Source organism: Planosporangium flavigriseum, from assembly GCF_011947225.1.
In the GTDB taxonomy this organism is placed as follows: Bacteria; Actinomycetota; Actinomycetes; order Mycobacteriales; family Micromonosporaceae; genus Planosporangium; species Planosporangium flavigriseum.
Window position 1 is genome coordinate 52,586 of record NZ_JAATVW010000012.1, and the last position, 22,396, is coordinate 74,981.

At 68.2% G+C, this 22,396-nt stretch carries 21 protein-coding genes and 1 tRNA gene; 10 read left to right on the plus strand and 12 right to left on the minus strand.

Annotated features, from left to right (window positions below):
• Positions 1 to 356 precede the first annotated feature (356 nt).
• The 7 genes from HC028_RS17220 to HC028_RS17250 all read right to left on the minus strand — a co-directional run bounded on the left by HC028_RS17220 (position 357) and on the right by HC028_RS17250 (position 6,746).
• Positions 357 to 1,157, minus strand: coding sequence for a hypothetical protein (locus tag HC028_RS17220; RefSeq protein ID WP_168078370.1), 801 nt, complete (start codon positions 1,155 to 1,157; stop codon positions 357 to 359).
• Positions 1,158 to 1,229: 72 nt separating this feature from the next.
• Entirely contained in the window at positions 1,230 to 2,201 is a 972-nt protein-coding gene (locus HC028_RS17225) for a GNAT family N-acetyltransferase (RefSeq protein ID WP_168078371.1), read from the minus strand.
• A complete protein-coding gene (locus HC028_RS17230; RefSeq protein WP_168078372.1) occupies positions 2,198 to 3,064 on the minus strand; it encodes a class I SAM-dependent methyltransferase in 867 nt (288 codons plus the stop codon). The genes HC028_RS17225 and HC028_RS17230 overlap by 4 nt, the downstream gene beginning before the upstream one ends.
• Complete coding sequence (locus HC028_RS17235) at positions 3,064 to 3,849, minus strand: methyltransferase (RefSeq protein ID WP_168078373.1); 786 nt, start codon at positions 3,847 to 3,849, stop codon at positions 3,064 to 3,066. Before HC028_RS17235 ends, HC028_RS17230 begins: the two co-directional genes overlap by 1 nt.
• Positions 3,846 to 4,508 (minus strand): hypothetical protein, encoded by a 663-nt coding sequence (locus tag HC028_RS17240; RefSeq protein WP_168078374.1) that lies wholly within the window; start codon positions 4,506 to 4,508, stop codon positions 3,846 to 3,848. Before HC028_RS17240 ends, HC028_RS17235 begins: the two co-directional genes overlap by 4 nt.
• A 2-nt stretch (positions 4,509 to 4,510) precedes the next feature.
• Positions 4,511 to 6,037, minus strand: coding sequence for an NAD(P)-dependent oxidoreductase (locus HC028_RS17245; protein WP_168078375.1), 1,527 nt, complete (start codon positions 6,035 to 6,037; stop codon positions 4,511 to 4,513).
• A gap of 436 nt (positions 6,038 to 6,473) precedes the next feature.
• The gene (locus tag HC028_RS17250; protein WP_168078376.1) at positions 6,474 to 6,746 is read right to left on the minus strand and encodes a hypothetical protein; all 273 of its coding nucleotides are present in this window, start codon (positions 6,744 to 6,746) and stop codon (positions 6,474 to 6,476) included.
• A gap of 436 nt (positions 6,747 to 7,182) precedes the next feature.
• On the opposite strand from HC028_RS17250, the gene HC028_RS17255 reads away from it, so the two are divergent.
• From HC028_RS17255 to HC028_RS17270, 4 genes are all read left to right on the plus strand, one after another.
• Positions 7,183 to 8,034, plus strand: coding sequence for a helix-turn-helix domain-containing protein (locus tag HC028_RS17255; protein WP_168078377.1), 852 nt, complete (start codon positions 7,183 to 7,185; stop codon positions 8,032 to 8,034).
• Between the two features lie 18 nt (positions 8,035 to 8,052).
• Positions 8,053 to 8,253, plus strand: coding sequence for a DUF397 domain-containing protein (locus HC028_RS17260; protein ID WP_168078378.1), 201 nt, complete (start codon positions 8,053 to 8,055; stop codon positions 8,251 to 8,253).
• A gap of 185 nt (positions 8,254 to 8,438) precedes the next feature.
• Positions 8,439 to 9,767: an NsdA family TPR-like regulatory protein gene (locus tag HC028_RS17265; RefSeq protein ID WP_239075545.1), complete on the plus strand. Its 1,329-nt coding sequence runs from the start codon at positions 8,439 to 8,441 to the stop codon at positions 9,765 to 9,767.
• Entirely contained in the window at positions 9,764 to 10,636 is an 873-nt protein-coding gene (locus tag HC028_RS17270; RefSeq protein WP_168078379.1) for an aminoglycoside phosphotransferase family protein, read from the plus strand. The genes HC028_RS17265 and HC028_RS17270 overlap by 4 nt, the downstream gene beginning before the upstream one ends.
• A gap of 468 nt (positions 10,637 to 11,104) precedes the next feature.
• Here HC028_RS17270 and HC028_RS17275 read toward each other — a convergent pair whose 3' ends face one another.
• The gene (locus tag HC028_RS17275) at positions 11,105 to 14,479 is read right to left on the minus strand and encodes a hypothetical protein (RefSeq protein WP_168078380.1); all 3,375 of its coding nucleotides are present in this window, start codon (positions 14,477 to 14,479) and stop codon (positions 11,105 to 11,107) included.
• A 203-nt stretch (positions 14,480 to 14,682) separates the two neighbouring features.
• On the minus strand, positions 14,683 to 14,853 hold the full coding sequence (locus tag HC028_RS17280; RefSeq protein ID WP_168078381.1) for a hypothetical protein: 171 nt from the start codon (positions 14,851 to 14,853) through the stop codon (positions 14,683 to 14,685).
• Between the two features lie 195 nt (positions 14,854 to 15,048).
• Here HC028_RS17280 and HC028_RS17285 point away from each other — a divergent pair, with 195 nt between their 5' ends.
• Positions 15,049 to 15,465, plus strand: coding sequence for a helix-turn-helix domain-containing protein (locus HC028_RS17285; protein ID WP_239075546.1), 417 nt, complete (start codon positions 15,049 to 15,051; stop codon positions 15,463 to 15,465).
• Complete coding sequence (locus tag HC028_RS17290; protein WP_168078382.1) at positions 15,453 to 16,601, plus strand: tyrosine-type recombinase/integrase; 1,149 nt, start codon at positions 15,453 to 15,455, stop codon at positions 16,599 to 16,601. The genes HC028_RS17285 and HC028_RS17290 overlap by 13 nt, the downstream gene beginning before the upstream one ends.
• Before the next feature lie 171 nt (positions 16,602 to 16,772).
• On the opposite strand, the gene HC028_RS17295 is transcribed toward HC028_RS17290, so the two are convergent.
• Positions 16,773 to 16,847 (minus strand) — tRNA-Val (locus HC028_RS17295).
• A gap of 94 nt (positions 16,848 to 16,941) precedes the next feature.
• On the minus strand, positions 16,942 to 17,289 hold the full coding sequence (locus HC028_RS17300) for a PGPGW domain-containing protein (RefSeq protein WP_168078383.1): 348 nt from the start codon (positions 17,287 to 17,289) through the stop codon (positions 16,942 to 16,944).
• A 384-nt stretch (positions 17,290 to 17,673) separates the two neighbouring features.
• Here HC028_RS17300 and HC028_RS17305 point away from each other — a divergent pair, with 384 nt between their 5' ends.
• The 3 genes from HC028_RS17305 to HC028_RS17315 all read left to right on the plus strand — a co-directional run bounded on the left by HC028_RS17305 (position 17,674) and on the right by HC028_RS17315 (position 20,668).
• Positions 17,674 to 18,105 (plus strand): SsgA family sporulation/cell division regulator, encoded by a 432-nt coding sequence (locus HC028_RS17305; RefSeq protein ID WP_168078384.1) that lies wholly within the window; start codon positions 17,674 to 17,676, stop codon positions 18,103 to 18,105.
• Positions 18,106 to 18,239: 134 nt separating this feature from the next.
• Positions 18,240 to 19,049 (plus strand): SDR family oxidoreductase, encoded by an 810-nt coding sequence (locus tag HC028_RS17310; RefSeq protein WP_168078385.1) that lies wholly within the window; start codon positions 18,240 to 18,242, stop codon positions 19,047 to 19,049.
• Positions 19,049 to 20,668 (plus strand): CocE/NonD family hydrolase, encoded by a 1,620-nt coding sequence (locus HC028_RS17315; protein WP_168078386.1) that lies wholly within the window; start codon positions 19,049 to 19,051, stop codon positions 20,666 to 20,668. The genes HC028_RS17310 and HC028_RS17315 overlap by 1 nt, the downstream gene beginning before the upstream one ends.
• A 59-nt stretch (positions 20,669 to 20,727) precedes the next feature.
• Here the strand turns inward: HC028_RS17315 and HC028_RS17320 are convergent, their stop codons facing one another.
• Positions 20,728 to 21,189, minus strand: coding sequence for an SRPBCC family protein (locus tag HC028_RS17320; protein ID WP_168078387.1), 462 nt, complete (start codon positions 21,187 to 21,189; stop codon positions 20,728 to 20,730).
• A 335-nt stretch (positions 21,190 to 21,524) separates the two neighbouring features.
• Between HC028_RS17320 and HC028_RS17325 the strand changes: the two genes are divergently transcribed.
• Positions 21,525 to 22,355 carry an MHYT domain-containing protein gene (locus tag HC028_RS17325; protein ID WP_168078388.1) on the plus strand — a complete coding sequence of 277 codons (831 nt, stop codon included), beginning with the start codon at positions 21,525 to 21,527 and terminating at the stop codon, positions 22,353 to 22,355.
• The last annotated feature ends 41 nt before the right edge of the window (positions 22,356 to 22,396 follow it).

A 22,396-nucleotide genomic window follows, 5' to 3' on the forward strand; every position in this document is an offset into this window, starting at 1 on the left:
GCAGCGAAGGTTCCCTCCGACTGACGTCACCCGGGATCGCCGGACGGATCTCCGCGGCGACTAGGAGTCACTGCTGGGATCGCCCCCATCATGCCGTCAGCCATGTCCGACTTTGCGCCGGCCTGGCGGCTCCGCGTGATTACAACAGCGACACGGCCCTGGATGTCAGTCAAGGGTAGTGTCGTACGACTGGCGGAAGGTGGGCGAAGCACGCATTCACGAACGGTTGCCGATCAACCACGCTGCGTTCTTGCAGTTCTGTGACGTGCCCCGGCAGTGTCCCAGCAGGATTTGAACCTGCGCACCCCTCTCCGGAGGGCGTGGTGTCATCAGCTCGTCGGACGCCGACCGATGCCTTACGGCCGCCGTGACAGCTCCCAAGCAAGCCTTTCTAAAACTGAGCCGAGCGGCCAGAAGTGGACGTCCAGCCAGGGACGAGCCTGCCCCACGCCTTTGTGCTTCAAGCCCTTGCGCAGGTCCTTCAGCGCGATCAGTAGGTCCTTGCCGGAGAGCGCGTTGGATGGCTCGCTGTACTGCCATTGCAACAGGTCCACGCCTGGGAGGATGGCGGCATCCTCCGCCTTGTCCACAAGGTCACTGAACGCCGGAGCCCGAATCTTCCCGCACCATCGCGTGAGCATTAGTTCGATTGCAGTGTGCAACTCCTCAACGACGACCTCTGGCGGAATCTCATCCAGTAACCAGCCAGAGATGATCTCCTCTGTCACCACGAGTCGAGCCCATAGATCTTGGTGTTGTTCCCCCATCCACAACGAGTGGACTGGCCACACTGATGATCGAGTAACGGCACGCAGGCGGGGAACGTAGTCCGCGTCATAGCGGTCGTAATACGAGCACCGATACTTGGTGAGGATGTCTACGAGCCCGTTCGCGAATTTCCGACGCCATGCCGGTGATCTACCAGCTGGGACAGCCTCTGCGATTGCCGGTAGGTCCCGGCGCAGGCGTTCTAGGAAGATGTCTAGCTGGAACGTGTTCCCGTCGAGAACGACGTACGCGTGGCCATCAGTGGAACTAACGCGTGAACGCCAGCGCACGAACATGGGACGGGCACGGCGTCGAGCCGCCTGAAAGATCTCGCCGAGTAGCGCCGCATGCTTGGGGTCGAAGGTGAACGTCGCGTCGAACCCCGCCACTCGGTGTCCTCCTCGGGGCATGTCTGCTACTTGCTGATCCTGCGCCAACAGGAGTAATAACGGACAACAAGATCATACAAACACCCACGCCATGGAGCAGGGCCTGTGTGCGTAGCGGTAGTAGCGCAGCCGGTCGACGCGGTGGAATCCCAGACGGAGGAGCAGGTTCACCACGTCGGTGTCGGCAGTTACGGCGCGGGCGACGGTCGCGTTGACGGTCTGGGCAACGGTGTTGAGTGCCGTGGTGACCAGGGCGGTGCGCAGCCGGTCGATGGCAGTGGTGGTGAGTAGGTCGGCGAGGAGAACTTCGGTGGGCTCGCGGGGATCACGGTGGGCGAGGGGGTAGGCCAGCGCCGCGGCGATAAGGCCATGGCGGTCTTCGGCGACGGTGAGGCTCTCTGGAGTGAACCGCTCGTCGGCGCACCAGCGAGAGAAGGCGTCGGCAGCGGCCGCAGGGTCGCTGCCGGGATTGGCCGTGGCGTACAGCTCGGCGAGGGGCATGGTCAGGTCCTCGCGGGGATCCGGCGTGCGTAACCGGATACCGGGCGGCACCTCTTCAGCGGAGGGCAGCGGCAGCCAGCGCTTGAGTAGCGCAGCTTCACCGGCGGGTTGCCAGCCGGCTGCCTGGTAGAAGCGACTGGCGGCGCTTCGACGGGCCGGGACCTCGGCGGTGAGGATGGCCGCGTCGTTGCTGGCAAGGTGCCGCGTGAGCGCGGTGAGGACGGCGTTGCCGAGGCCGCGCCGCCGGTGTGCGGGGTGGATGATCGGCCCCCACAGCCGGCCGGGGGTACCGGGGTAGCCGGGCCAGCGCAGCGCAGCCGCGGCGATGAGCCGGCCGCCTGGGGTGCGATGGGTCGCTAGCAGAGTTGCCGCGACCTGACCGATCGGGCACAGCCGCGAGCGCACCAGCGCGTCGGTGATGGGCCGTTGGTCGGGCCACCCGGCTACAACGGCGTAGCCGAGAGCGGCGAGTTCGGCATCGAGCTGCGGGTCTGGCTGGTAGCCGGTGACGGCAACCGGTGGGGTGGTGACGGATCGGCTCATGATGCGCTCCGGGGATGGGTGGCGGCGATCCCTACGCTGATACTGCCGGTGCCGCGTCGGGTGGAGGGGTGCAGCCGCACCGCGAGCGTGTGCGGCCGGCTGCGGCTGATCAGCCGAATGTTGCTGAAGTGCCGGGCGAAGGCGGCGCGGACATCGTCGGGGCTGGCGAACGGATTCGGTCGCGAGCGGCGTGTACGCACGCTGTGGGCGAGGTCGCGGCGCTCGTCGCGTGGACCGCGCCAGGCCAGGCGGGCGGCGGCGGCCTGGATGGCGCGGCCCAGCCGGTCGTACTCGAGCGCGCCGGAACGGGCGATGCGGGTGGTGTAGAGCAGCAGTCCGTCGGGGTCCAGTGCCGCGGCTAGGCGGGCCAGCAGTGCGTCGGCGTCGCGGGGGTGGGGCAGCAGCGACAGCAGCCCATCGGTGATGACGAGGTCGAACCGGGTGTCCCAGTCGGGCAGCTCGGGTGCGCGGGCTTGCGCGGTGGTGAGCGCGACGTGGTGGCGGCGGGCGTAGGCGGCGGCCAGCAGCAGCGGGGTGCGGCAGGAGTCGACGAGGGTCACCAGCAGCCGGCGCGCGCCCACGAGCCGGGCGAGGACGGCGAGCATCATCTCGTCGGAGGCCGCGCAGATCAGTACCCGGACCGGCTGGTGCGCCGGCAGTGGGTGCGTGTCGAGGGTCTGGGCGTAAAAGCCCGTGTGCCAGCCGGGGTGACCCTTCAGCCCGGCGCGGCGACACAGCCGCCAGGCGGCGTGGTAGGGGAAACAGCTGGCCTCGCAGTGGGCACGGGCGACGGCGACGGAGCCCGGCAGGGTCAGCAACAGCCGGTCCGGCACAGCCAACGGCGGGAGGGTCCCAGCCGGCATCACGCGCTCCGTCGGGCGATGAGGTGGAACAGCCGGGCGACACTGCGGTAAGGGTCGCGGGCACCGGCGGCCCACTCGGCGGCAAGGATCTGGTCGAAGTCGGCGCCAACGGGTGTGTTGCCGAGGTGGTCGGTGAACACGCGCACCCCGTACCAGGCCTCGGTAACCGCACCGGCGGCCGCCAGGGTGCGTTGGATGGTGTCGAGATCGTCAGCACGGCTGGGCAGGCCGAGGCCGCCGGTCTCGGTGGCCTGGTCGATGACCGCGAGAGCGTCGGCCCAGCGGCCTTCCAGGCCGGGGCGCATGGCGAGCGCGGCGCGGTTCTTGACCAGGACGGAGATCAGACCCCCGGGGCGGACCGTGTCGACGAGCGCGCCCAGCAATGGAGCCGGGTCATCAACGTACATGAGCACGCCGTGGCAGCAGACGGCGTCAGCAGGCTCGTCACCGAGGATGTCACGTGCATGTTCACCGAAGCCCTGCCGGAGGGTGACCCGGGCGGCCACCTCGTCGCCTTCGGCGTTGAGCGCGTCGGCGGCGCGTTGCAGCATCGCGGCGTCGGGGTCGATGACGGTGACGGTGTGCCCGGCGCGGGCCAGGGCGATCGCCTGATGGCCGGCGCCGCCGCCGACGTCGACGACGTGTTGTGGCGCGGCGGGCAGATGGGTGAGCAGTGCCCGGGTGACCAGCGCGTGGCGCAGCGCACCGCGCAGACTGTCGGCGTGGCGGGCGTACGCGGCGGCGAGGTCGTCGCCGGTGGGTGTCCAGGTGTTGGCTGTGGTCATGGCAGCTCCTCGGTGAGTAGTTGGGTGAACAGGTCGGGGTGCTGGTAGACGAGCCGGATCGACAGGTACCGGCGACCCAACAAGATGGACAGTCGCCGTGCGGCCGGGGTGTCGGGTAGCCGGCCCTGGCGGTGCGCGGCGCGCAGCCGTAGCAGCGCCGGCAGCCGATCCTCAACAGGCAGGTGGGGCAGGGGGCCGCCGAGCCAGCGGCGGGCATCGTCGGCGCGGATGAGTTCCCAGACGACCACGTCCTGCAGTTGGCCGGGTGCGGTGACCATGCTGACGAGGTGCGGCAGCCGGAGCATGCCGTCGGGTAGTCGGGGTCGGTCGGTGGCAGTGATCCATACGCCGTGGAGCTGTCGCCGGGAGCGGACGGCGGCCAGATGCGCCGAGAACGCCACCGCCAGGGCGAGCCGGTTGGGCCGGCCGTCGTTGATGGTGACGGTCTGGACGTCCGGGCGGGTGAGCAGGCGTACCGCGGCGTCGGCCCGGCGATGCTCGGCGGCGGGCAGCCACCACAACGGCATTCGGCCGTCGATGCCGACCGGGGTCGCGCCGGGCAGGTAGCCGAGGTCACCGCCGACGATCAGCCCGGCCGCGATGGTACGCAGCGTGGGCAGGTCGGCGGGGCCGAAGCAGCGTTCCCGCAACGGGGTCACGGTCACCACGATGGACCGAACCGGGCGTAGTAGCGCTCCAGTAGCCCGCACGATTCCAGGATCTCGTCGGTGCGGGCGACGTTGTGCCCGGCGACCAGGCCACTGCGGGTCGGATGGGCCAGAGTGGCGACGCCGACGAGCAGGCTGGCCAGCACCAGGTCGGCGTATTTGTTCGGCATCGACTCGGCGTAGTGGAAGTTGATCGGGTAGCCGTCGCCGACCACGGTGGCTACCGGTCCGTGCGGCAGCTGCAGCCGGACGCCGAGCACGCCGGCGTCGGTCACCGACCGGGCCTCCTCAACCAACTCGTCCAGGGCGAACTCGGCGGTCCGGGACGTAGTCGACACCAGGTAGCAGTCCTGGTCGAGCGCGGCGGCGTGCTCGCCGCGCAGCGACGTGCGGCCGGTGCTGCCCACGATCAGCAGCGGCCGGTGCCGGCGCAGCAGTTCGACCAGCGACCTGGCGGTGGTAAAGCCGCGTTCGTGCGCGGCCACCAGCCGCACGATCGCGGAGTCGTAGACAGCCACCCGCATCCGCCGGGTTCGCAGGACCTCGGCGATCTGCTCGCCGATGCGGCCGAACCCGAGCACCAGCGCCGCCTGGCCCTCGAACTTCTCGTGCGGCGTCAGCGCCAGGATGTTGCGCACGGCGGCGTCGGCGACGCCGTAGGACTCGATGGTGGCCTTCAGCCGCGACTCGGCCACCGAGAACACCGGCACCGGGATCGCGCCGGCGAACGGCGCCAACCTGGTGATGCCGGAGATGGTCTGCTCCACCAGCCCGACGAACGCGCCAGCGAGGTCCGGGCGTTGCGTGAGCAGGACCGGCAGGGTGTAGCCGCCGTCGTCGACGAGCAGCCCGGCCCGGCCGAGCGCACGTGCGCGACGGGTGTGGTCGTCGAGCGCGGCCGCGGTCGCCGTCCACGGCCACACGGCGATACCGGCCCGACGTAAGTGCGCGTCGACGCGGTGGGTGTGCCGGTACCGGTAGCCCTTGTCGATGACGGTGAGCGCCTCCGGCAGCACCCCCATCGCCTGGATCGCCTCGACCATCACCAGGAAGTCGGTCATGTGGTGCACGGTGAGCACCGGCGCGATGCCGGCAAGACATCGCGCCGGCAGGTAGGCGGGCATGGTCGCGGTCAGCGGCAGTTGCGCGCGCAGTTGGCGCAGCTCGCCGTCGGTGAACCCGATGCGGCCCACCGCGGCGGCGACCTCGCACAGTCGCCCGTCGGTGAGTCGGCCCGGGTCGTCGATGACGACCGACACGACGGAGCTCGGAGACGGGTACGCCTCGGGCCGCGCCGGGGCGGTGACGCTGACCCGCACCACCGCCCCGCCGTCGAGGGTGAGCCGCAGGTCGCTGCCGGAACCGACTTTCCCGGTGACGCCGACGATGGCGGCGATGGCGTCAACGACTTGCGCGACGAGATCTGGCCGGTCCGCAGGGTCCGCACCGACCGTCACGGTGGCCACGGACGGGGTCCCGGTTCGGTGCCTGTCGATCACGGGTGCGGTCGCGGTGATCATCCCAGGACTCCGTCGGAGGTGGCGGTGGCGACGACTGGCAGGTAGTGCCCGTCTACGTCACCGAAGGCTGCGATCGGGACATCGTGCATCTTGTGTCTCCTTGGAGCGGCTGATGCGGGTGGCGGGGGACCAACGCGGCTGGAGTGGTGCAGTGCGAGATACCAGTCCGCGACGCAGGGGTGGGGTCGCCGGGGCAGGATCACCTGGGTGAATAGGGCAGAGGAGCGCCGGACTAGCGCCGTAGCGGGTACTCATCGGCGGCTAGCCGGCTGTCTCGGCCATGCGGCCCGCCACCCAGGCCGACGGGTACACGTCGGGCACACCAACACATCGCCGCAATGGGGGCACCAGGCAGTAACTGCCCGCAGGTACCACCCAAGGGCAAGTCCGATAATCATTGCGCTGGCCGCGATGGCGGTACCGGCGATCAGCGTGGTCATGCCGCACCGTCCTCACCCGCAGCCGCGGCCCAAACCGACGGACCGGACAACGGACGGAGTCCGGCCAGATACGCCCTAGTTGCCTGTGGCGCTCGGCGAGGCAGCTCGCCGCGTAGGGCAAGGGTTCGCATCGCGTCCTGGGCAACGGCGCAGGGCCCCTCGACGCCGCACGCCGCGCATAGCTGGGTCCAGAGCGTCACGTGCTCGGCCAACTGGCGGTGCGCCTCGGCGATCACCTCGGCCGTCGGGCGGAAGGTGGCGGCCGGCATCAGGCGCTCGCTCTGAGGAGAGCCGACTCGTCATGCCCTAGGCGAAGAACCTCGGGCAGCGTGGCGAGGACCTGCTTGGCCCACTGCGCGGTCAGGCAGGGGACAGATGCCCATTGGCCCAACAAGGCCCAGCGTCTGCGGCGCCAGCCACCTATATCGGACAGGGACGGCGATAGCGCCGTTCCTGGTGTCGTTGTCACCCGGTGTCACCTCCCGCCTCGTCGGCGTGACTGGTTCCACGGTGGCCAAACGTCGGAGGGGCGCGGCAGGGATTTAGGCAGGGAGGGATTTGGGGATTTCCACCGGCCGGTGGAAATCCCGACCACGCCTGGGAGAAGTTCCCTGGCGCGTGCGGACAGGTCGCCGTTGTACGCTCGGCGCATCGACGTGCATGGCGGTGCACGGTGCGGGTGAGCGCTACAGCAGGAGGTAGGGCGTGATCAGTCCGTACGTCCGCCGCCTACGGTTGGGCCGGGAACTACTGGCGCGGCGCCAAGAGCAAGGGATGTCGTCAGAGCAGGTCGGACGGGCCACGAGACTGCACCGGACCTCGATCTCGCGATTGGAGAATGGGCAGGTCCGACCGGACGTCAACAACGTCATCAAGATCCTTGATTGCCTTGGGGTGACCGGCGACGACTGGACGAAGCTGATCCAGATCGCCCGTGAGGCCGGCGAGCGGGGTTGGTGGGAGTCGCACGCCGAGGAGATGGGCGAGCGGCAGGCGATGGTGGCGAACTTGGAGGCCGGAGCAGCCAGCATTCGCGAGTACCACCTGACGCTGATCCCCGGCCTGCTACAGACCCCGGAGTACACCGCAGCGCGCGCCGCCGTTGACACCGCAGAACGCTCGGCCGCCTTCAACGCCGCCCGCTCCATCGAGGCACGGGCGGCCCGGCAACGGATGCTGCACCGTCCCGGCGGCCCAACCTACGAAGTAATCGTCGACGAGCTGGCGGTGCGGCGCCTGAGCGCGGCGGTCTCCGTCATGCGCGGTCAGCTCGCCCACCTGGCGAAGATGGCGCAAGCCTCGCAAGTCACTGCGTACCTGCTGCCCGTCGATGTCGAGATCGAAGGCCACACCGTCCCTCGATCCTCGTTTTCGATCTACACCTATCCGGACCCCGATGATCCAGTCGTTGTCGCGGTCGACACCGTCACATCCGATCTCGTCTTGACCGAGCCCGACCAGGTCGGCCACTACCTTGCGCTCTATGAGCGCCTGCGCACCAGCGCACTGGCCCCTGCAGAAAGCGCCCGAGTTCTGGCCAAGGCGGCCAAGCGATAGTCCAGGAAGGAAAGCACCGTGAGCGATGGACGCTTCGACAACTGGCGCACGTCGAGCTTCAGTGGCGGTGGTAGCAACTGCGTAGAGGTCGCTTTCACTCCCGATTTGGTGGGCGTCCGGGACAGCAAGAACCGAGACGGTGGAGTCCTCGCGTTCGGCGCCGAGCAGTGGCACCAGTTCATTGCCGCCGTCCGTGAGGGCGAATTCGACCTGGACTAACGAACGGTTTCCCGGCGAGGCCGGGCCAGCAGGGCAGACCTCGCGGTGCCAATTCCGGCAGTGATCGGCCGCTTACCGATCCCTTGTCATCGATGGAGCACGGTGCCATGCTGTGCACTGTGCGCGGTGCAACAGGCTGAGGCGCTGTACTGCTCCATCGGCAAGGGAAGTCCTTCGGAGGACCGGTGGCCCGCAACGACAAGCTCATCCACGCTCGCCTGCGGCAGCCGTCGCGAATACGGCCCGGCAAACCAATGTCGCGCGAAGAAGTGGTTGAACTAGTCAACAAGATCGTCGACCCCGACCCCGCGGTGAAGAGCTCGTTTGACGCCAACCACCTAGGCAAGCTGGAAAGCGGGAAGATCGGTTGCCCTCGGCCCGCGCTGCGAGCGGCGTTGCGGGCGGTTCTGAAGGCCGACTCGGATGCCGACCTTGGATTCGCACCACCGGCCGCCTGCGCCGTTACCGTCGACGACATGAATCGACGCGAGATGCTGTCCACCAGCATCGGCACTCTCGCAGGCACGGCCCTTGCCGTGTATCCGGTGATCGAACTGCTGGCGGCGACCGATCCACAGAACGCGCCCGCGAGCGTTGGCCGCGACCACATCGATCACGTCCTGTCAGTCGCGGATCTCCTAGAACACTGCGACAACACTCGCGGCGGCGCCGTGGCCGCACGTACCATCGCCGACCAGCAGCTCCGCGAAGCGGCCCGGCTGCTCACCGTCCCATGCTCTCCGGACCTGCGCGCCGACCTGTACACCGCGCTGGCCCATCTCGCCGGCGTCGTCGGCTTCATGCTCTTCGACGCCTACGCTCACGACGATGCGCGAAATCGCTTCACCTTCGCGTTGCAGTGCGCTGACATCGCCAACAACTGGCACCAGCGCGCCATGCTGCTGTCCAGCATGGCGCGGCAGGCGGTGTGGTGCGGGCAACCCGACGACGGCCTGACATGGACCGAGATGGGACTGGTCCGCGCCGACCGGCTCACCGCCACCGAACGCGCGATGCTCCACACCGTGCGGGCGCGTGCCTTGGCCAAGCTCGGACCCGCGCGGGCGCAGGACGTCCTCGCTGCGGTCGGCGCGGCGGACGAAGCGTTCGCCAAGTCCGACCCGGGCGAAGATCCCCCGTGGATGCGCTTCTATGACGTGGCCCAGCACCACGGCGACACGGCCCACGCACTGTTTGATGTCGCGATGCGTACCGGGCTCACCACGGAAGCCGCTGACCGCTTCGCGTACTCAGTGCTGCACCACGCACCGGAGTACGCCCGGTCGCGCGCCATTTCCCGCACGAAGCTCGCCACGCTGACGATGATCAAAGACGATCCTCGCAAGGCCGCCTGCATCGGCCACGAGGCCCTCGATGATGCCGGTCCTGTCCAATCACTGCGCGCCAGAGACGACCTACGCGCCCTGTACCGGGCCTCCGGTAGGCACGCCACGATCGAAGACGTCCGGGACCTGCGCACCCGGGTCGCCGCGACCGTCGGGGTCGGCACTTGACCGCCCGGCAGGCACTCGAGTTGACCGCCAAACAGGCCGGGTTCGACAGCACGGACGCCGAACTCATCCGAGCGGGGGAGAACACCCTCTTTCGCCTCGTCGACGGCGTTGTCGCCCGTGTCGGGCGACCCGGCCAAGAAGCGGCCGCGAACAAAGAGGTCCAGGTGTCACGCTGGCTGTCCACGGCGGGTATCGCGGTCGTCGAGGCGATGCTCGAGATCACCCAACCGATCGTGGTCGATGGCGTGCCGGTCACCTTCTGGCGAGAGCTGCCTCTGCACCGGGAAGGCTCGGTGGACCAAGTCGCCGACGTCCTTCGCCAACTCCACGCCCTTCAACCACCGCCATACCTCGATCTGTCGCCGCTAGCGCCCTTCGTGCGGCTGGACGAGCGGATCGCCGAGGCTTCCGTGTTCAGCGACGCCGACCGACAGTGGCTGCACGAACACCTACACCGTCTACAACAACGGTATGCCGAGCTGCCCGCGGGGCTGCCGCGCGGCGCCGTCCACGGCGACGCGTGGGGCGGCAACATCGTCGCTACCGCGGGCGGACCAGTGGTCCTCGACCTGGAACGATTCGCGTACGGGCCCCCAGAGTGGGACCTGGTCAGCATCGCCGTCGATCACTTCACGTTCGGGTCACTCTCCGACGCGGAGTGGGCTGAATTCTGCCACCGCTACGGCTACGACGTGACCGACTGGGCCGGGTACACGGTCCTCCGGGACGCACGAGAGCTGCGGAAGGTGACCTTCGCGGCTCAGATGGCCGCTCAATACCCCCACCTGCGAAAGCAGGCGCAGTACCGCCTAGCGTGCATCCGGGGCGAGCGCGGCTCGCGGCCGTGGAATTGGGAGCCGGTGCCCTAGCTCCGGCTGGGCGGCCTGCCAGAAGTCGTCCGGCGCCCAGGTCCTGACCATGTTGACAACGACGTCCGTCACTCAATCAGGATCACAGAGCAGGCCGCAGCCCAACCATCTGGGATGAGCCCTTACACGGCGATGCGCTCGGTGTCGCTCCCGATCGTCAGGCAAACACGAGGATGCCCCGGCGTAGATGCCGGGGCATCCTCGTGTGGTCATGTGAGCGGAAAACATACTTCTACGTTCAGTAACCGACCGGCCACGTCTCGTTTTTGCAGTTCTGTACCGTGCTCCCGGCTAGACACAAGCCTGCATGACCGACTCGTGGATTGTGCCGACTTGAGCTGCAAGAACATATCGGTTGGCCCGCGGGGGTTCGGCTCCTTAGTAGGTTGCAGGTTGTTGGTTCCACGTGCCCTACCCGGTCGGCCCGGACATCCCCAGCGGGCGGCCATGAAGTGGACGGCGGCGGCATCAAGTCGGAGTAGCACTGCCTGGCAAGGACGTCACAAGCCCGGCTATGTAGCTGCGGATGCTCCGTCGGGCGTCGGAAGCCAAGATGTTGACCACCACGTTGGTTGTCTCGTCGTTCGTCGCAAGACCGTGGTTGTCACGTACAGCGCGAGCCAGCACGTGTCTTACTCGGTGGTCGTCATCGCGGGCCAGTTGGACGGCGGTTGCCGCTGGTAAGGCTGCTGGATCCCGTGCCCACCGTAATGCGGCGAGCGCTCTCAGAGCTGGGCTCGGATGGACGGCGCAATGATCCAGTCGAAGTTCGGAGGCACGGGCCGGAAGCAGAGCGAGCGCACGACCGATACGCCACTGGCCGGGCTCGTCAGCGGTGCGCAGTAACGCAATACCAATTTGCTCGACCGCCACGAGGTCGGACTGGTCAGCGGCAAGACGTGCGGCGCACTCGAGAGCGAGATCCGACAAAGTCGGCGACCCATCCGCGATCTTGAGCATGCTAAACCCGCTGGAGCCATGGAGAATGTCGTCGGCCGGGCCACCGTCGTGTTCGCCGCGAGCCATCTCCAAGACGGACGGCAGGAGGGTCGCCCGGGTGCTGTCGTCGACGTCAGCGACGATGTTGATCAGTCCTTTTAGGCTGTCTCGGCGGCTGACGGTAGCTTCCCTGCGGTCCAACGCCCGGTCGAGCATGGTGCGGGCAACCCGGATGCGAGTTTCCGAGTCGAGTACCGATGCCAAGATTGCGACCTGAGCCGCGCCAGCGTAGTAGGTGATCCGCCCAGGCTGGTGCTCGCGGGCGGTCAGTTCTTGATCAACTCGGCTCCTCGCGTACTCCAACGCCGGCGCGGGCTCCACGCCAGCGAGAATGAGCGCAAGGCAGGCGTGCTGCTTGGCTGGAGCGGCGGGCTCAAGGAGTTTGCCAACCACGTCCTTGTGCGTCTTGAAGACGTCTGTCGCTCCAGCAAGAATGATCTCCGCCATCCGCTGGTCCGCGAGCAGCGCCCGGACCAGCAGCGGCACCACGTCAGTGCGCTTCGCCGCTGCCGACATCAGGATCTTCGCGACGGCCTCGTCGGTGTGCCTGTAATGATCCGCTGGCCGGTCGATCAGCGGCGCTACGAGCAGCAGCAGCTTGTCGACCTGGTCGTCGGACAAGGAGTCGCAGAGCGCGGCGAGGGCGTCGAACGCCTGCAACCGGGCCGACCGGCCAATCAGCCGCTCGTCATGATCGGCGGCGATTTCCGCGAGTGCGGCGTCTGCCCACGTCCGCGCATCGTCGTCGCTGATCAGGTCGGCGGCAGCGGCGACGGCCGCGTAGGCGGCGGTACGGCATGACTCGACTGGGGCGAGCATATCCGTGTCGAGGTGGGCGGGCGCATCGGGAAGGTAGCGTGCGGCTGCAGCGGCCTCTTTCTCCGCACCGGCGCGGACGAAGCATTTGATTGCGGCTTGGATCTCGTCATGCCGCTGGAGCAGCGTGCCCAGCGACTCGACCGCATCGATTTCTTCAGTGAGCTGGGCGCGGACGACGGCTTGCCACCGCCACCGCTGGACTCGTTGAAGCGCCTCGCGCGGCTTGCCCTCATCCAGCATGGCGCGGAGAGCGTGCTCCGCGGTGTGGGGTGACCCGGGAAGTTGGCTGGGTTTCGCGTTGGGTCGTAGGGCCTGCGCCAACGGGTGCTGGTCATCGGTCTCGAAATCGGCGTACCAGAATCGCACCGTCCGCAGGGCGTAGAGCCAGTCGGCAGCTTCGTCGAACATCTCGGCCACGCAGGCGCGTTCGATCGCGAGCAGGTACTGCGTCTGAGCGCCAGCGCCATCACCGGACAGCGCGAGGTGGCGGCCATATCGGGCGTGCGCCCACGCCACAATCGGCCGGGGGTACCGACGATGGATTTCCGGGAGAAGCGGAGCCCACTGGCCGGTGGCATCCGCGATACACATCTGGATACGCGCACCGCACCGTCGCGTCGGGCCGTCGCCGTGACCCGCCGCTGTACGCGCGACTGCCTCCAGCAAATCGCGGCGGTCCAGCATCACGTCTGGCCGGGCGTCGGCGATGGCCTCCTCACACAAGAACGCCGCCGCGCGCTCGCGGTACGGATCGCCCTCCTCAAGCCCGTCGAATGCCGTAACAAGCCCGTCAAGATCGGAACCCTTGGCGACCCAGACTGCGGCGTCCACCGCCTTGCTGACACGGGCCGCCAACGCGCTGACCCGCTCGGCCACCCCAGGCCGCCGTCCGTCGTTGAGCGCGAAACCCGCCTCCCACGGTTGAACCGCATCGAGATGGGCCCACGCCAGGCCGACCCTGCCGATGACCGCATCGTCTGAGTAGCCAGCACTCTGACGTGCGTCCGCCTCACGTCGGCGCATGATCGCCGCGTGCGGCCAGAATCGAGCCTCCTCCAGGCGGTTAGCCATGTCGGCAAAAAGATCGGCCGCCGATGGATCCCCAGCAGCGAGCAGCCGCTCGGCCTGGTCGAGGGCGCCGTCGAGTTCCAAGGCCGCGACGGGGCCACGAACGACCGCGTCGGCGTCAACCTTGTGTGGGTCGACCACCGGGCCATCCCCAGCGGTCTTTCGAAGGCCCAATCCACGGCGTCGGAGTTGGCGGCGGATGCTGGTCGCGTCGACCACGCCAGCCACTACCCCCCAGCCCTGTGCCAGCGACGCGAGGTGCCCGAACAGATCTACTGGATTCACACCGAACGACTCGGCGGCCGGAGTGAGCCGGTCGAGTGCCGCCAGATAGTCGGCCCCGTCATCCCCATCCGACACGCGCCAGACGTGCAGGGCTGAGAGCAACGCGTGGGCGGAGACCGCTACGCCTCCAAGATCAGGTGCGCCCTCGGCGATGGCGGCCTCGACCGCCTTGCGTACCTGATCCCGACGGTCCCGTAGCGGTTGATTCACTACACCCGGCTCGAATACGTCCGCGAACGTCTCCTCCGCCGTGTGGCCACGGGCGAAGTTGGTCAGCGCGGCGAGTTGGTCCAACGCGTCCTGATCGCCACGTGCGATCAGGCCCAGGTCGAGATCGCCGCGAGCGACGTCATCGGCTCGTTCGTCCAGCACGTGCAGCGCCTGGGTGATCACCGAGACGAACTGCCAGTCTGCAGCGGTCACACTGAGCGTGAGCTTCACCTGGTACTCGGTACACAGGGGGTTCGGACTGGGTTCGGCCGTCACCACGATGTCATCGAGCAAATGTCCCCGCACGCGCTGCTGGAGGCCCACGCCAGCGATCGACACCGCCAGACCCGGAGGGTGCGCGCCGGACAGCAGGTAGCTGTACGCGATGGCAGCCACGCGGTACTCGAACAGCGTGCCGGCACCCCCGCTGGCCGCCGGTGATACGGGGTTCTTTTTCGTCATCGATTCCTGCTCACCACCGGAGGGCCCTGCGGCGTGTTGAGGCGAGTCTAGGTCTAGTCCGAGCCGCGCAAGACATGGCTGCGGCGCTGGCCGAGGGCCAGCGCCGCGACGACGTGAGTCTAACCGAGGGGAAGTCGGCCTCCACGAACAGTAGCCAGTCGATCGCGGGCCCCGAACCTCAGTTCGGGGCCTCTTGAGGCGTATCAGGCAAGCGAGAAGGTTGCTTCCACGGTCAGGGGTCGATCAATCACGCTGCGTTGTTGTAGTTCTGTGGCGTTCCCGGCGGCCACCAGCCTGCGCTGCCGGCCATCCGTATAGGTGATCCCGCGGATCGGGTTGGATCGCCTGCCGGACACCCGACTGCTTGCGCTCATCTTGTCAGCGCTGCGCCGGTTTTTCGCGATCTGGAGTAGCCGGCGCCCGCGAGATGAAGTCGTCGATGAAATCGTAATCCTTCGATTCCGGTAATCGGATCTGACGCCCGGTACCCGCCTCTAGCGGGTACCGGGCTCGGCGTTTTCAAACCCCCTTTCCGGCCATGCGGCCGGACCTTCATCAAGGAGTCCTTTGTGTCCCCAGGTCGTTCCAATCCTGGCCGTCTGTTCCAATCTCCGGTCCACCGGCAGCCAGCCGACGTCACCGTACTGACCGAACCGCCGCCGGCAAAGGAGGGCAACCAGTTGTTGTATACCCCGGTCGAGGCCGCCGCGCAGCTGCGCATTCGCGAGTCGTGGCTGCGGCGTCAGGCCGCCGCCCGGCAGATCCCGTGCACCTTCCTCGGCAAACACCTGCGCTTCTCCGCCGCCGACCTCGCCGCCATCGTGGCCCAGCACGGTCAGGCCCCGACCGGCCGCCGCCCACGGCGACGAGGATCCCGGTCCACCGTCCGGGATCGCGACTTGCCTACCAGGCCGATGCGAAGCGTGGATCCACCCGACCGCGATGACCACAACCGCGACGATGGGAGCACGCCATGGCATGGGTAGAACGGCGCAGCAGTGCGTTTCGGGTCCGGCTCCGGCTGCCCGACGGCACCGTGATCACCGACTCCGTACACGAAAAGAACGCCGACGCGCAGCTACGCGCGCAGGAGATCGATATCGAGCTGGCTCGGGAGACCTTTGTTGACCCGCGCGATGGTCGCATCAGCCTGGCCGAATGGGTCGATCTCTGGGCGGCCAGCCACCATGCCGGGCCGGCGACCTGGTCGGCCTACCGCAGCCACCTGCGGTTGCACATCCTGCCCCGACTTGGTCGCCTCGAACTGGTGGCGATCCGCCGCCACCACGTCAAGACCCTTGTGCTCGAACTGCGCAAGAAGCTCGCGCCCCGGTCGACCGCCGACGTGATCACCGTGTTGTCCATGGTGCTGCAGGAGGCGGTCGAGGACCGGCGGATCCCGTTCAACCCCTGCCGCGGGGTGCGGGTGACCACATCGGGCCGGCCGGAACGCCCACATGCGAGCACCGAGCAGGTGGCCGCCATCGCCGCCCGGATGCGCCGACCGATCGACGAACTCATGGTCATCACCGCCGCCTACACCGGCATGCGCTGGGGTGAACTTGCCGGCCTGGACCGCGCCAACGTCGATCTCGACAAGGGCGTCATCTTCGTGCACCCCGAGGTGGGGGCGCTGCACGAGGTGGGCGGCAAGCTGTTCCTCGGGCCGCCCAAGACGCCCGATTCGGTGCGTGAGATCGACCTGCCGTCGTTCTTGGTCGGCCGACTCCGCCAGAGCCTCGAGACCCATGATCACCCGATGGTGTTTCCCGGTGCCCGGGGCGGCTTCCAACGGCGCTCCAACTTCAACCGCCGCGCCTGGACCCCGGCCGTCACCGGCGACCCCTCAGCCGGCGTCCCGCCCATCCTCGAAGGCATGCACTTCCATGACCTCAGGCACACCCACAAGACGTGGCTGATCGAGGACGGCATCCCCGAGATCGCCCAGGCCCGACGCATGGGCCACCGCCTCGGCGGCGTCCGGGGCATCTACAGCCACGTCACCCCCTCCATGCGTCGACACCTCGTCGACGCGCTCCAGCGCCGGTGGGAATCCCTCCAGCCATCGGCACCGGCCGCCGACGACTGCGGCCGCGCGGTCGGGGAGCAGGCGGCGGCGTGACGGCCGCCGCCCGCAACGCCGCGCCGGAGCCGGGGATCAATGTCGCCCAGGGTCTCCACAAGCGAACCCAAAGACGATCATGTGCTCCCAGTTTGCTCCCAACGTAATGGGCACAACGGGAAACGCCCGTTACCGGGCTGCCGGTAACGGGCGTTTGACCTGCCTAAACGCTGGTGGGCGATACTGGGATCGAACCAGTGACCTCTTCGGTGTGAACGAAGCGCTCTCCCGCTGAGCTAATCGCCCGGGCGAGGTACGACTGTACCTGATCCAGGTGGCGGTCCGCATTCCCGGGGGTAGCTCGCGTGTCACCGGGCCTCTCCGGTGCCGATCAAGTCGATCATCCGGCCCAACCCACCCCCAGCACGTAGTCGATCACGTCGAAGCCGAACGTCTGCTTGATCGACAGCCACACCACCGTGGCGGTGATCGCCAACACGGCCAGGAGCAGGAAGACCCGCACCAGCCAGTGCTGGCCGCGCTGCCAAACATTCCACCGGTACAGCTGCTCCGTCGTGTATCGCAGCAGGTGCCGGGCCCACATGAACTCGATCGCCCAGATGGCGACGCCGCCGAGCACGATTACCCAGCCGGGGCCGGGTAATGGCACGAGGGCCAGGCCGACTGCGACGACGACGAGGCCGGTGAGTCCGACCAACAGCCGGAACAGTGCTGGGCCGCCCGGCACTGAGTGGAACCACGTACGAATAGGACCGATCCGTGCGGTCAGGGACCGTTTGATCAGAGGTGTACGGGAGGGTGGCCGTTCGTCGGAATCGAACCCCTCCATTTCTGCACTCCCTGTCCGAACGTACCCGTCACTGACGGCTCCACCGAGCGTTACCAAAAGCGAGTCCGACGTCTGAAAGATCCCGGCGCCGAGCAGAGCCGACAACCTGAATCGAACAGGACATCGTACTGCTTTCCATTCATTTCAGGGTTTAAACGGTACTGCTGTATCCCACTACTGGGTGACATCAGCGGATGACGGAACGTATTAGAAACGGCTAACGGCTAACCATGGGGGCTGAGGAGCAAGATCGCTCCGAAGCGGTGCCGGGGGGAGTACGAGATGAGTGCGATTCGACCGACCACTGTCGAGGTCGAGACGTCGTTGCGGCTGGTGACGCCGGACGCCATGGGCTTGCCCGTGCGTGCGAGCCTCCGCTTTGACCCAGAAGACCCGTACGCGGTCCACGTGCTGTTCCACGCGGAGTCCGCGACCGGTGAGCCGGTGGGCTGGTCCTTCGCCCGGGAACTGCTGGTGACCGGCCTTGACGAGCCTGCCGGGATCGGCGACGTGCGGGTCTGGCCGTGGGCCAGCGCACGCGGGGACCTGATCGCGCTCGCGCTGTCGTCACCTGACGGGAACGCCCTGTTCGAGGTGCCCCGCAGCGTCCTCGTCCGGTTCCTGCGCCGCACCTACATCGCCGTCCCGCGGGGTCGCGAGAGCGAGCACCTCGACGTGGACACGGCCGTCACCCGCCTGCTGGCCGAACGCTGACCGTACCGTCCGGCGCCACGATCGTGCCGGACGCGGAAGACCACTCCGAACGCCGGTGCCCGTAACGGGCGCCGGCGTTCGTGTCAAAACCCACGCTGACGTGTGGTGACGCGATCGACGGGTACACCGTGAGTATGCCCAAACGATTCGACGACTATGACCGGGTGGCGGTGGTCACCGGCGCCGACTCCGGCATCGGCGAGGCGATCGCCGTCACGCTGGCGAATGAGGGTTTCGACGTCGGCGTCACGTGGCACACCGATGAGGCCGGCGCCCAAGGGGTCGCCGAAACGGTCATTGCCGCCGGCCGTAAGTGCGAACTCCGCCACCTCGACCTGACCCGGCTGCCCGACGCCGCCACCGCCGTCGACGAGCTTGCCGGCGCGCTCGGCGGCCTGGGCGTACTGGTCAACTGCGCCGGCACGGGCATCAGCACGAAAGCGCTGGACACCACCTACGACCAGTGGCGGCAGGTGCTCGCCGTCGACCTGGACGGGCCGTTCCTCTGCGCGCAGCGGGCCGCCCGCCGGATGCTCGCCGCCGGTCGCGGTGGCCGCATCATCAACATCACGAGTGTGCACGAGCACGCGCCGCGGGTGGGATCCGGCGCGTACTGTGCGGCAAAGGGTGGGCTGGGCCTGCTGACCAAGGTGATGGCCCAGGAACTCGCGGCCGACGGCATCACGGTGAACGCGGTGGCGCCCGGTGAGATCGCCACGCCGATGACCGGCAACGAGGACGTCGACCCGTGCACCATCGAAAGGCCAGGTGTACCGGTCGGGCGTCCCGGTGACGCCAACGAGGTCGCCGCGGTCGTGGCGATGCTCGCCAGCCCCGGCGCGTCGTACGTCACCGGCTCCTCCTACGTCGTCGACGGAGGAATGCTGCTCATGGGGCCCCAGGCCGGTTCGCACCTGCACAGCGGGGACTGGCGTAACGGTTAATGGGCGCTGTCAGTCGGATCGCCCGCCGGGTGTTCGGTCTGCCGCGACCCCGCACCCGACGCGTACGCGTAAATCGGGGCCTCGCCGTTCCCATGCGCGACGGGGTGGCGCTGAGAGCCGACCATTTCGCGCCGCGTCTGCCGACCGCGCCGGCGGTCCTGATCCGCACCCCGTACGGGCGCGGCTTCCTGATCAGCGTCCTCGCCAGAACCATTGCGGCGCAAGGGTTCCACGTCATTGTCCAATCCTGCCGGGGTACCCACGACTCGGGCGGCGTGTTCGAGCCGATGCGCCACGAGCGCGACGACGGGCTGGACACGGTCGACTGGTTGAGCCGGCAGCCCTGGTACTCCGGCGAACTGTGCACGTACGGGCCGAGCTATGTCGGTTTCGTGCAGTGGGCCCTCGCCGCGGACGCCGGCCCGGACCTCAAGGCCATGGCCACCATCGTGACGACCGCGGACTTCCACGACTCCACGTACGCCGGCGGTTCGTTCTCTCTCGACGCCGTGCTCACCTGGGCGGCGCTGCTGAGCGCGCAGCGCGGACCGCGCCTGGCGAAATTCGTGGAGCTGCGCCGGGGGCAGCCGAAGTTGCACCGGGGCCTGGCGCACCTGCCGCTGGGCGAGGCGGATCTGGTCGCCACCGGGGAAGAGGTCGCGTTCCTGCGGGCCTGGCTGGCGCGGCCCGGTGCGGAGTACTGGGCCGAACGCGGCCATGCGACGCGCCGCGCGGACGTCACCGCGCCGGTCCTGATGGTGGGCGGCTGGCACGACATCTTCCTGCCCTGGCAACTCCAGGACTACGCGGCGCTGCGGGCGGCCGGCGCTCGGCCCCGGTTGACGATCGGGCCGTGGACGCACGGCAGCCTCGGGCTGGTCTGCCACTCGGTCGGTGAGTCGATCGCCTGGTTCCAGGCCCACACCGGGGACGGGAAGACGTCGCCGCGCGAGGCGCCGATACGCGTACACGTGGGTGGTGCCGGCGAGTGGTGGGAGCTTGACGACTGGCCGCCGGCCGGTACCCGTACCCGGGACTGGTTCCTGTCGCCCGACGGCGGTCTCGGGCCGCAGCCGGGGCAACCGGACGCGACGCCCGCCCGCTTCCGCTACGACCCGGCCGACCCGACGCCGTCCGTCGGCGGGCCCAGGCTGGTCGCCACCCATGCGGGCAGGCTGGACAACCGCGAGTTGGAGGCGCGCCCGGATGTGCTGACGTTCACGAGCATGCGGCTGCGGCAACCGGTGACCGCCCTCGGGCCGGTGGCGGCGACGATCCGGGTACGCGCCAGCGGTGAGCACTTCGATCTGTTCGTCCGGCTGTGTGACGTCACGCCGGACGGTCGATCGTGGAATGTGTGCGACGGTCTCGTCCGGGTTGCGCCCGGCCGTTTCCCGGCCGGTGACGGCGGAGTCCGCCCGGTGCGGGTCGAGATGTGGCCGACGGCGTACCGGTTCCGGGCCGGCCACCGTGTCCGGGTCCAGGTCAGCGGGGGAGCGCACCCGAGATTTGCCAGAAACACCGGTACGGGTGAACCGCTCGCCACGGCCACCAGACTGCTGCCGGTCGACGTGGAGGTTTTCGCGGCGTCGGCATTGCACCTGACCGAGAAGGCTTAGCACGGCGAAGGGTCGCACCGGACGGATCCGGCGCGACCCTTCGGTCGTACTGTTCGTCGTTACGGCATGGGCCGGTCGACGTCGCCTCGCCAGGCGCCCGTCTCGACCCCCCGGGACTCGATGTACTCCCGGAACCGCTTCATGTCGCCCTTGACTCGCATGTCAACGATGCCGGCCTTGTCGCCGACCTTCTCCACGAAACCGTCCGGGTCAATCTCCATCTGGGCGGTGACGCGGGTGTGGCTCTCGTCGAGGCGGTGGAAGGTCACCACGCCTGCGTGGCGCGGCCCGTCGAGCGAGTTCCACGCGATCCGCTCGTCCGGGTGCTGCTCGGTGATCTCGGCGTCGAACTCGCGGTGTACACCCGCGATGTCGACCACCCAGTGCAGGTGGGTGTTGTCAAGTTGACGGACCTCCGTCACGCCCTCCATGAACCGTGGAAACTGTTCGAACTGCGTCCACTGGTTGTAGGCGGTCCGGACGGGTACAGCGACGTCGACGGTCTCGACGACAGTACTCATGCCTACTCCTCTCACGCGCTTTGTCTGCTCATTTGGCTACCCGGCTTCGCGTTCGTGCAAACGCCATAGACGGGCTCCCTTGTCCGTGGCGAGGAGCACGCCTAGGGTGCGCTGGGTGTGGGCTCAGGCCCATTGCAGAAGTTCGCTTTCCCCGCTCCACACCGGCTGGCAGGGCGGCGACAGGCTTCTCCACGGGCGGTGCGCGCGGGTGTTAGCCGCTGTCGTAATCGGAGCACGCACCACTCTTCCAACGGTTCACGGCTCAATCCCATCGGGCACTGTCGACTGCCGCCGGTCCACTTCGACTTGGGCTGCTGGCGAGGAAAGGGGCTGTCGTGGCGGAGGTTCATCACTTCGCGTTCGGGTGGATAAACCCAGTCCTGGCGTACGTGCTGTCGTTTCTGGGCTCCCTGCTCGGCCTCGTACTCGCGGCGCGCGCACGGGACGTGAGCGGCAAACACCGGGTCCGATGGCTCGCCCTCGCGGCCGTGGCCATCGGCGGCACCGGAATCTGGCTCATGCACTTCATGGCGATGGTCGGTTTCGACGTACCGTCCACAGCGGTGCGATACGACACCCTGATGACGTTGGTCAGCGTGGTCATCGCCGTCGTGATCGTCGGTTTGGGGCTGCTCATCGTCGGCACGGGGCAGCCGCGGCTGTGGAAGCTGCTCGTCGGCGGGCCGATCGCTGGAGTCGGGGTCGCGGCGATGCATTACGGCGGCATGGCCGCCATCCGCATGGGTGGTGTCATGTCGTTCGACCGGACCAGGGTGGTGCTGTCTATCGTCATCGCGATCGTGGCCGCGACCGTCGCGCTGTGGTTCGCCCTGGTCATTCGTGGTGCCTCCGCCACCGTCGGCGCCGCGCTGCTCATGGCCGTGGCGGTGTGCAGCATGCACTACACCGGCATGTCCGCGATCCGGGTGCGGCTCGCTCCGGAGGGCGGCACGATCGAGGGCGTGAGCCCGCTGGTGCTGCTCATGCCGATCAGCATCATGGCCTGTGTCGTCATCACCGCGCTGGCGTACGCGACGGTCGGGCTCTCGGTGCAGCGGGAAAACCGGCGGGGCGTGGAAGTGCCCGACGCGATCGCGGCCCCGCCCTCCACCGACCGGCCGCAGACCGCTGCCATGCTGCACCCCCGGCTCAGCAGGCAACCGTAGGCGCGCACCGAGCGCCCGTGGCCCCGGAAGACGACCAACCC

Coding starts and splice junctions, on each gene's coding strand:
- HC028_RS17290 (WP_168078382.1), top strand. CDS start 15,453: ATGGCATGGGTAGAACGGCGCAGCAGTGCGTTTCGGGTCCGGCTCCGG.
- HC028_RS17310 (WP_168078385.1), top strand. CDS start 18,240: ATGCCCAAACGATTCGACGACTATGACCGGGTGGCGGTGGTCACCGGC.
- HC028_RS17230 (WP_168078372.1), bottom strand. CDS start 3,064: ATGCCGGCTGGGACCCTCCCGCCGTTGGCTGTGCCGGACCGGCTGTTG.
- HC028_RS17315 (WP_168078386.1), top strand. CDS start 19,049: ATGGGCGCTGTCAGTCGGATCGCCCGCCGGGTGTTCGGTCTGCCGCGA.
- HC028_RS17275 (WP_168078380.1), bottom strand. CDS start 14,479: ATGACGAAAAAGAACCCCGTATCACCGGCGGCCAGCGGGGGTGCCGGC.
- HC028_RS17225 (WP_168078371.1), bottom strand. CDS start 2,201: ATGAGCCGATCCGTCACCACCCCACCGGTTGCCGTCACCGGCTACCAG.
- HC028_RS17280 (WP_168078381.1), bottom strand. CDS start 14,853: ATGAGCGCAAGCAGTCGGGTGTCCGGCAGGCGATCCAACCCGATCCGC.
- HC028_RS17320 (WP_168078387.1), bottom strand. CDS start 21,189: ATGAGTACTGTCGTCGAGACCGTCGACGTCGCTGTACCCGTCCGGACC.
- HC028_RS17245 (WP_168078375.1), bottom strand. CDS start 6,037: ATGATCACCGCGACCGCACCCGTGATCGACAGGCACCGAACCGGGACC.
- HC028_RS17250 (WP_168078376.1), bottom strand. CDS start 6,746: ATGCCGGCCGCCACCTTCCGCCCGACGGCCGAGGTGATCGCCGAGGCG.
- HC028_RS17235 (WP_168078373.1), bottom strand. CDS start 3,849: ATGACCACAGCCAACACCTGGACACCCACCGGCGACGACCTCGCCGCC.
- HC028_RS17305 (WP_168078384.1), top strand. CDS start 17,674: ATGAGTGCGATTCGACCGACCACTGTCGAGGTCGAGACGTCGTTGCGG.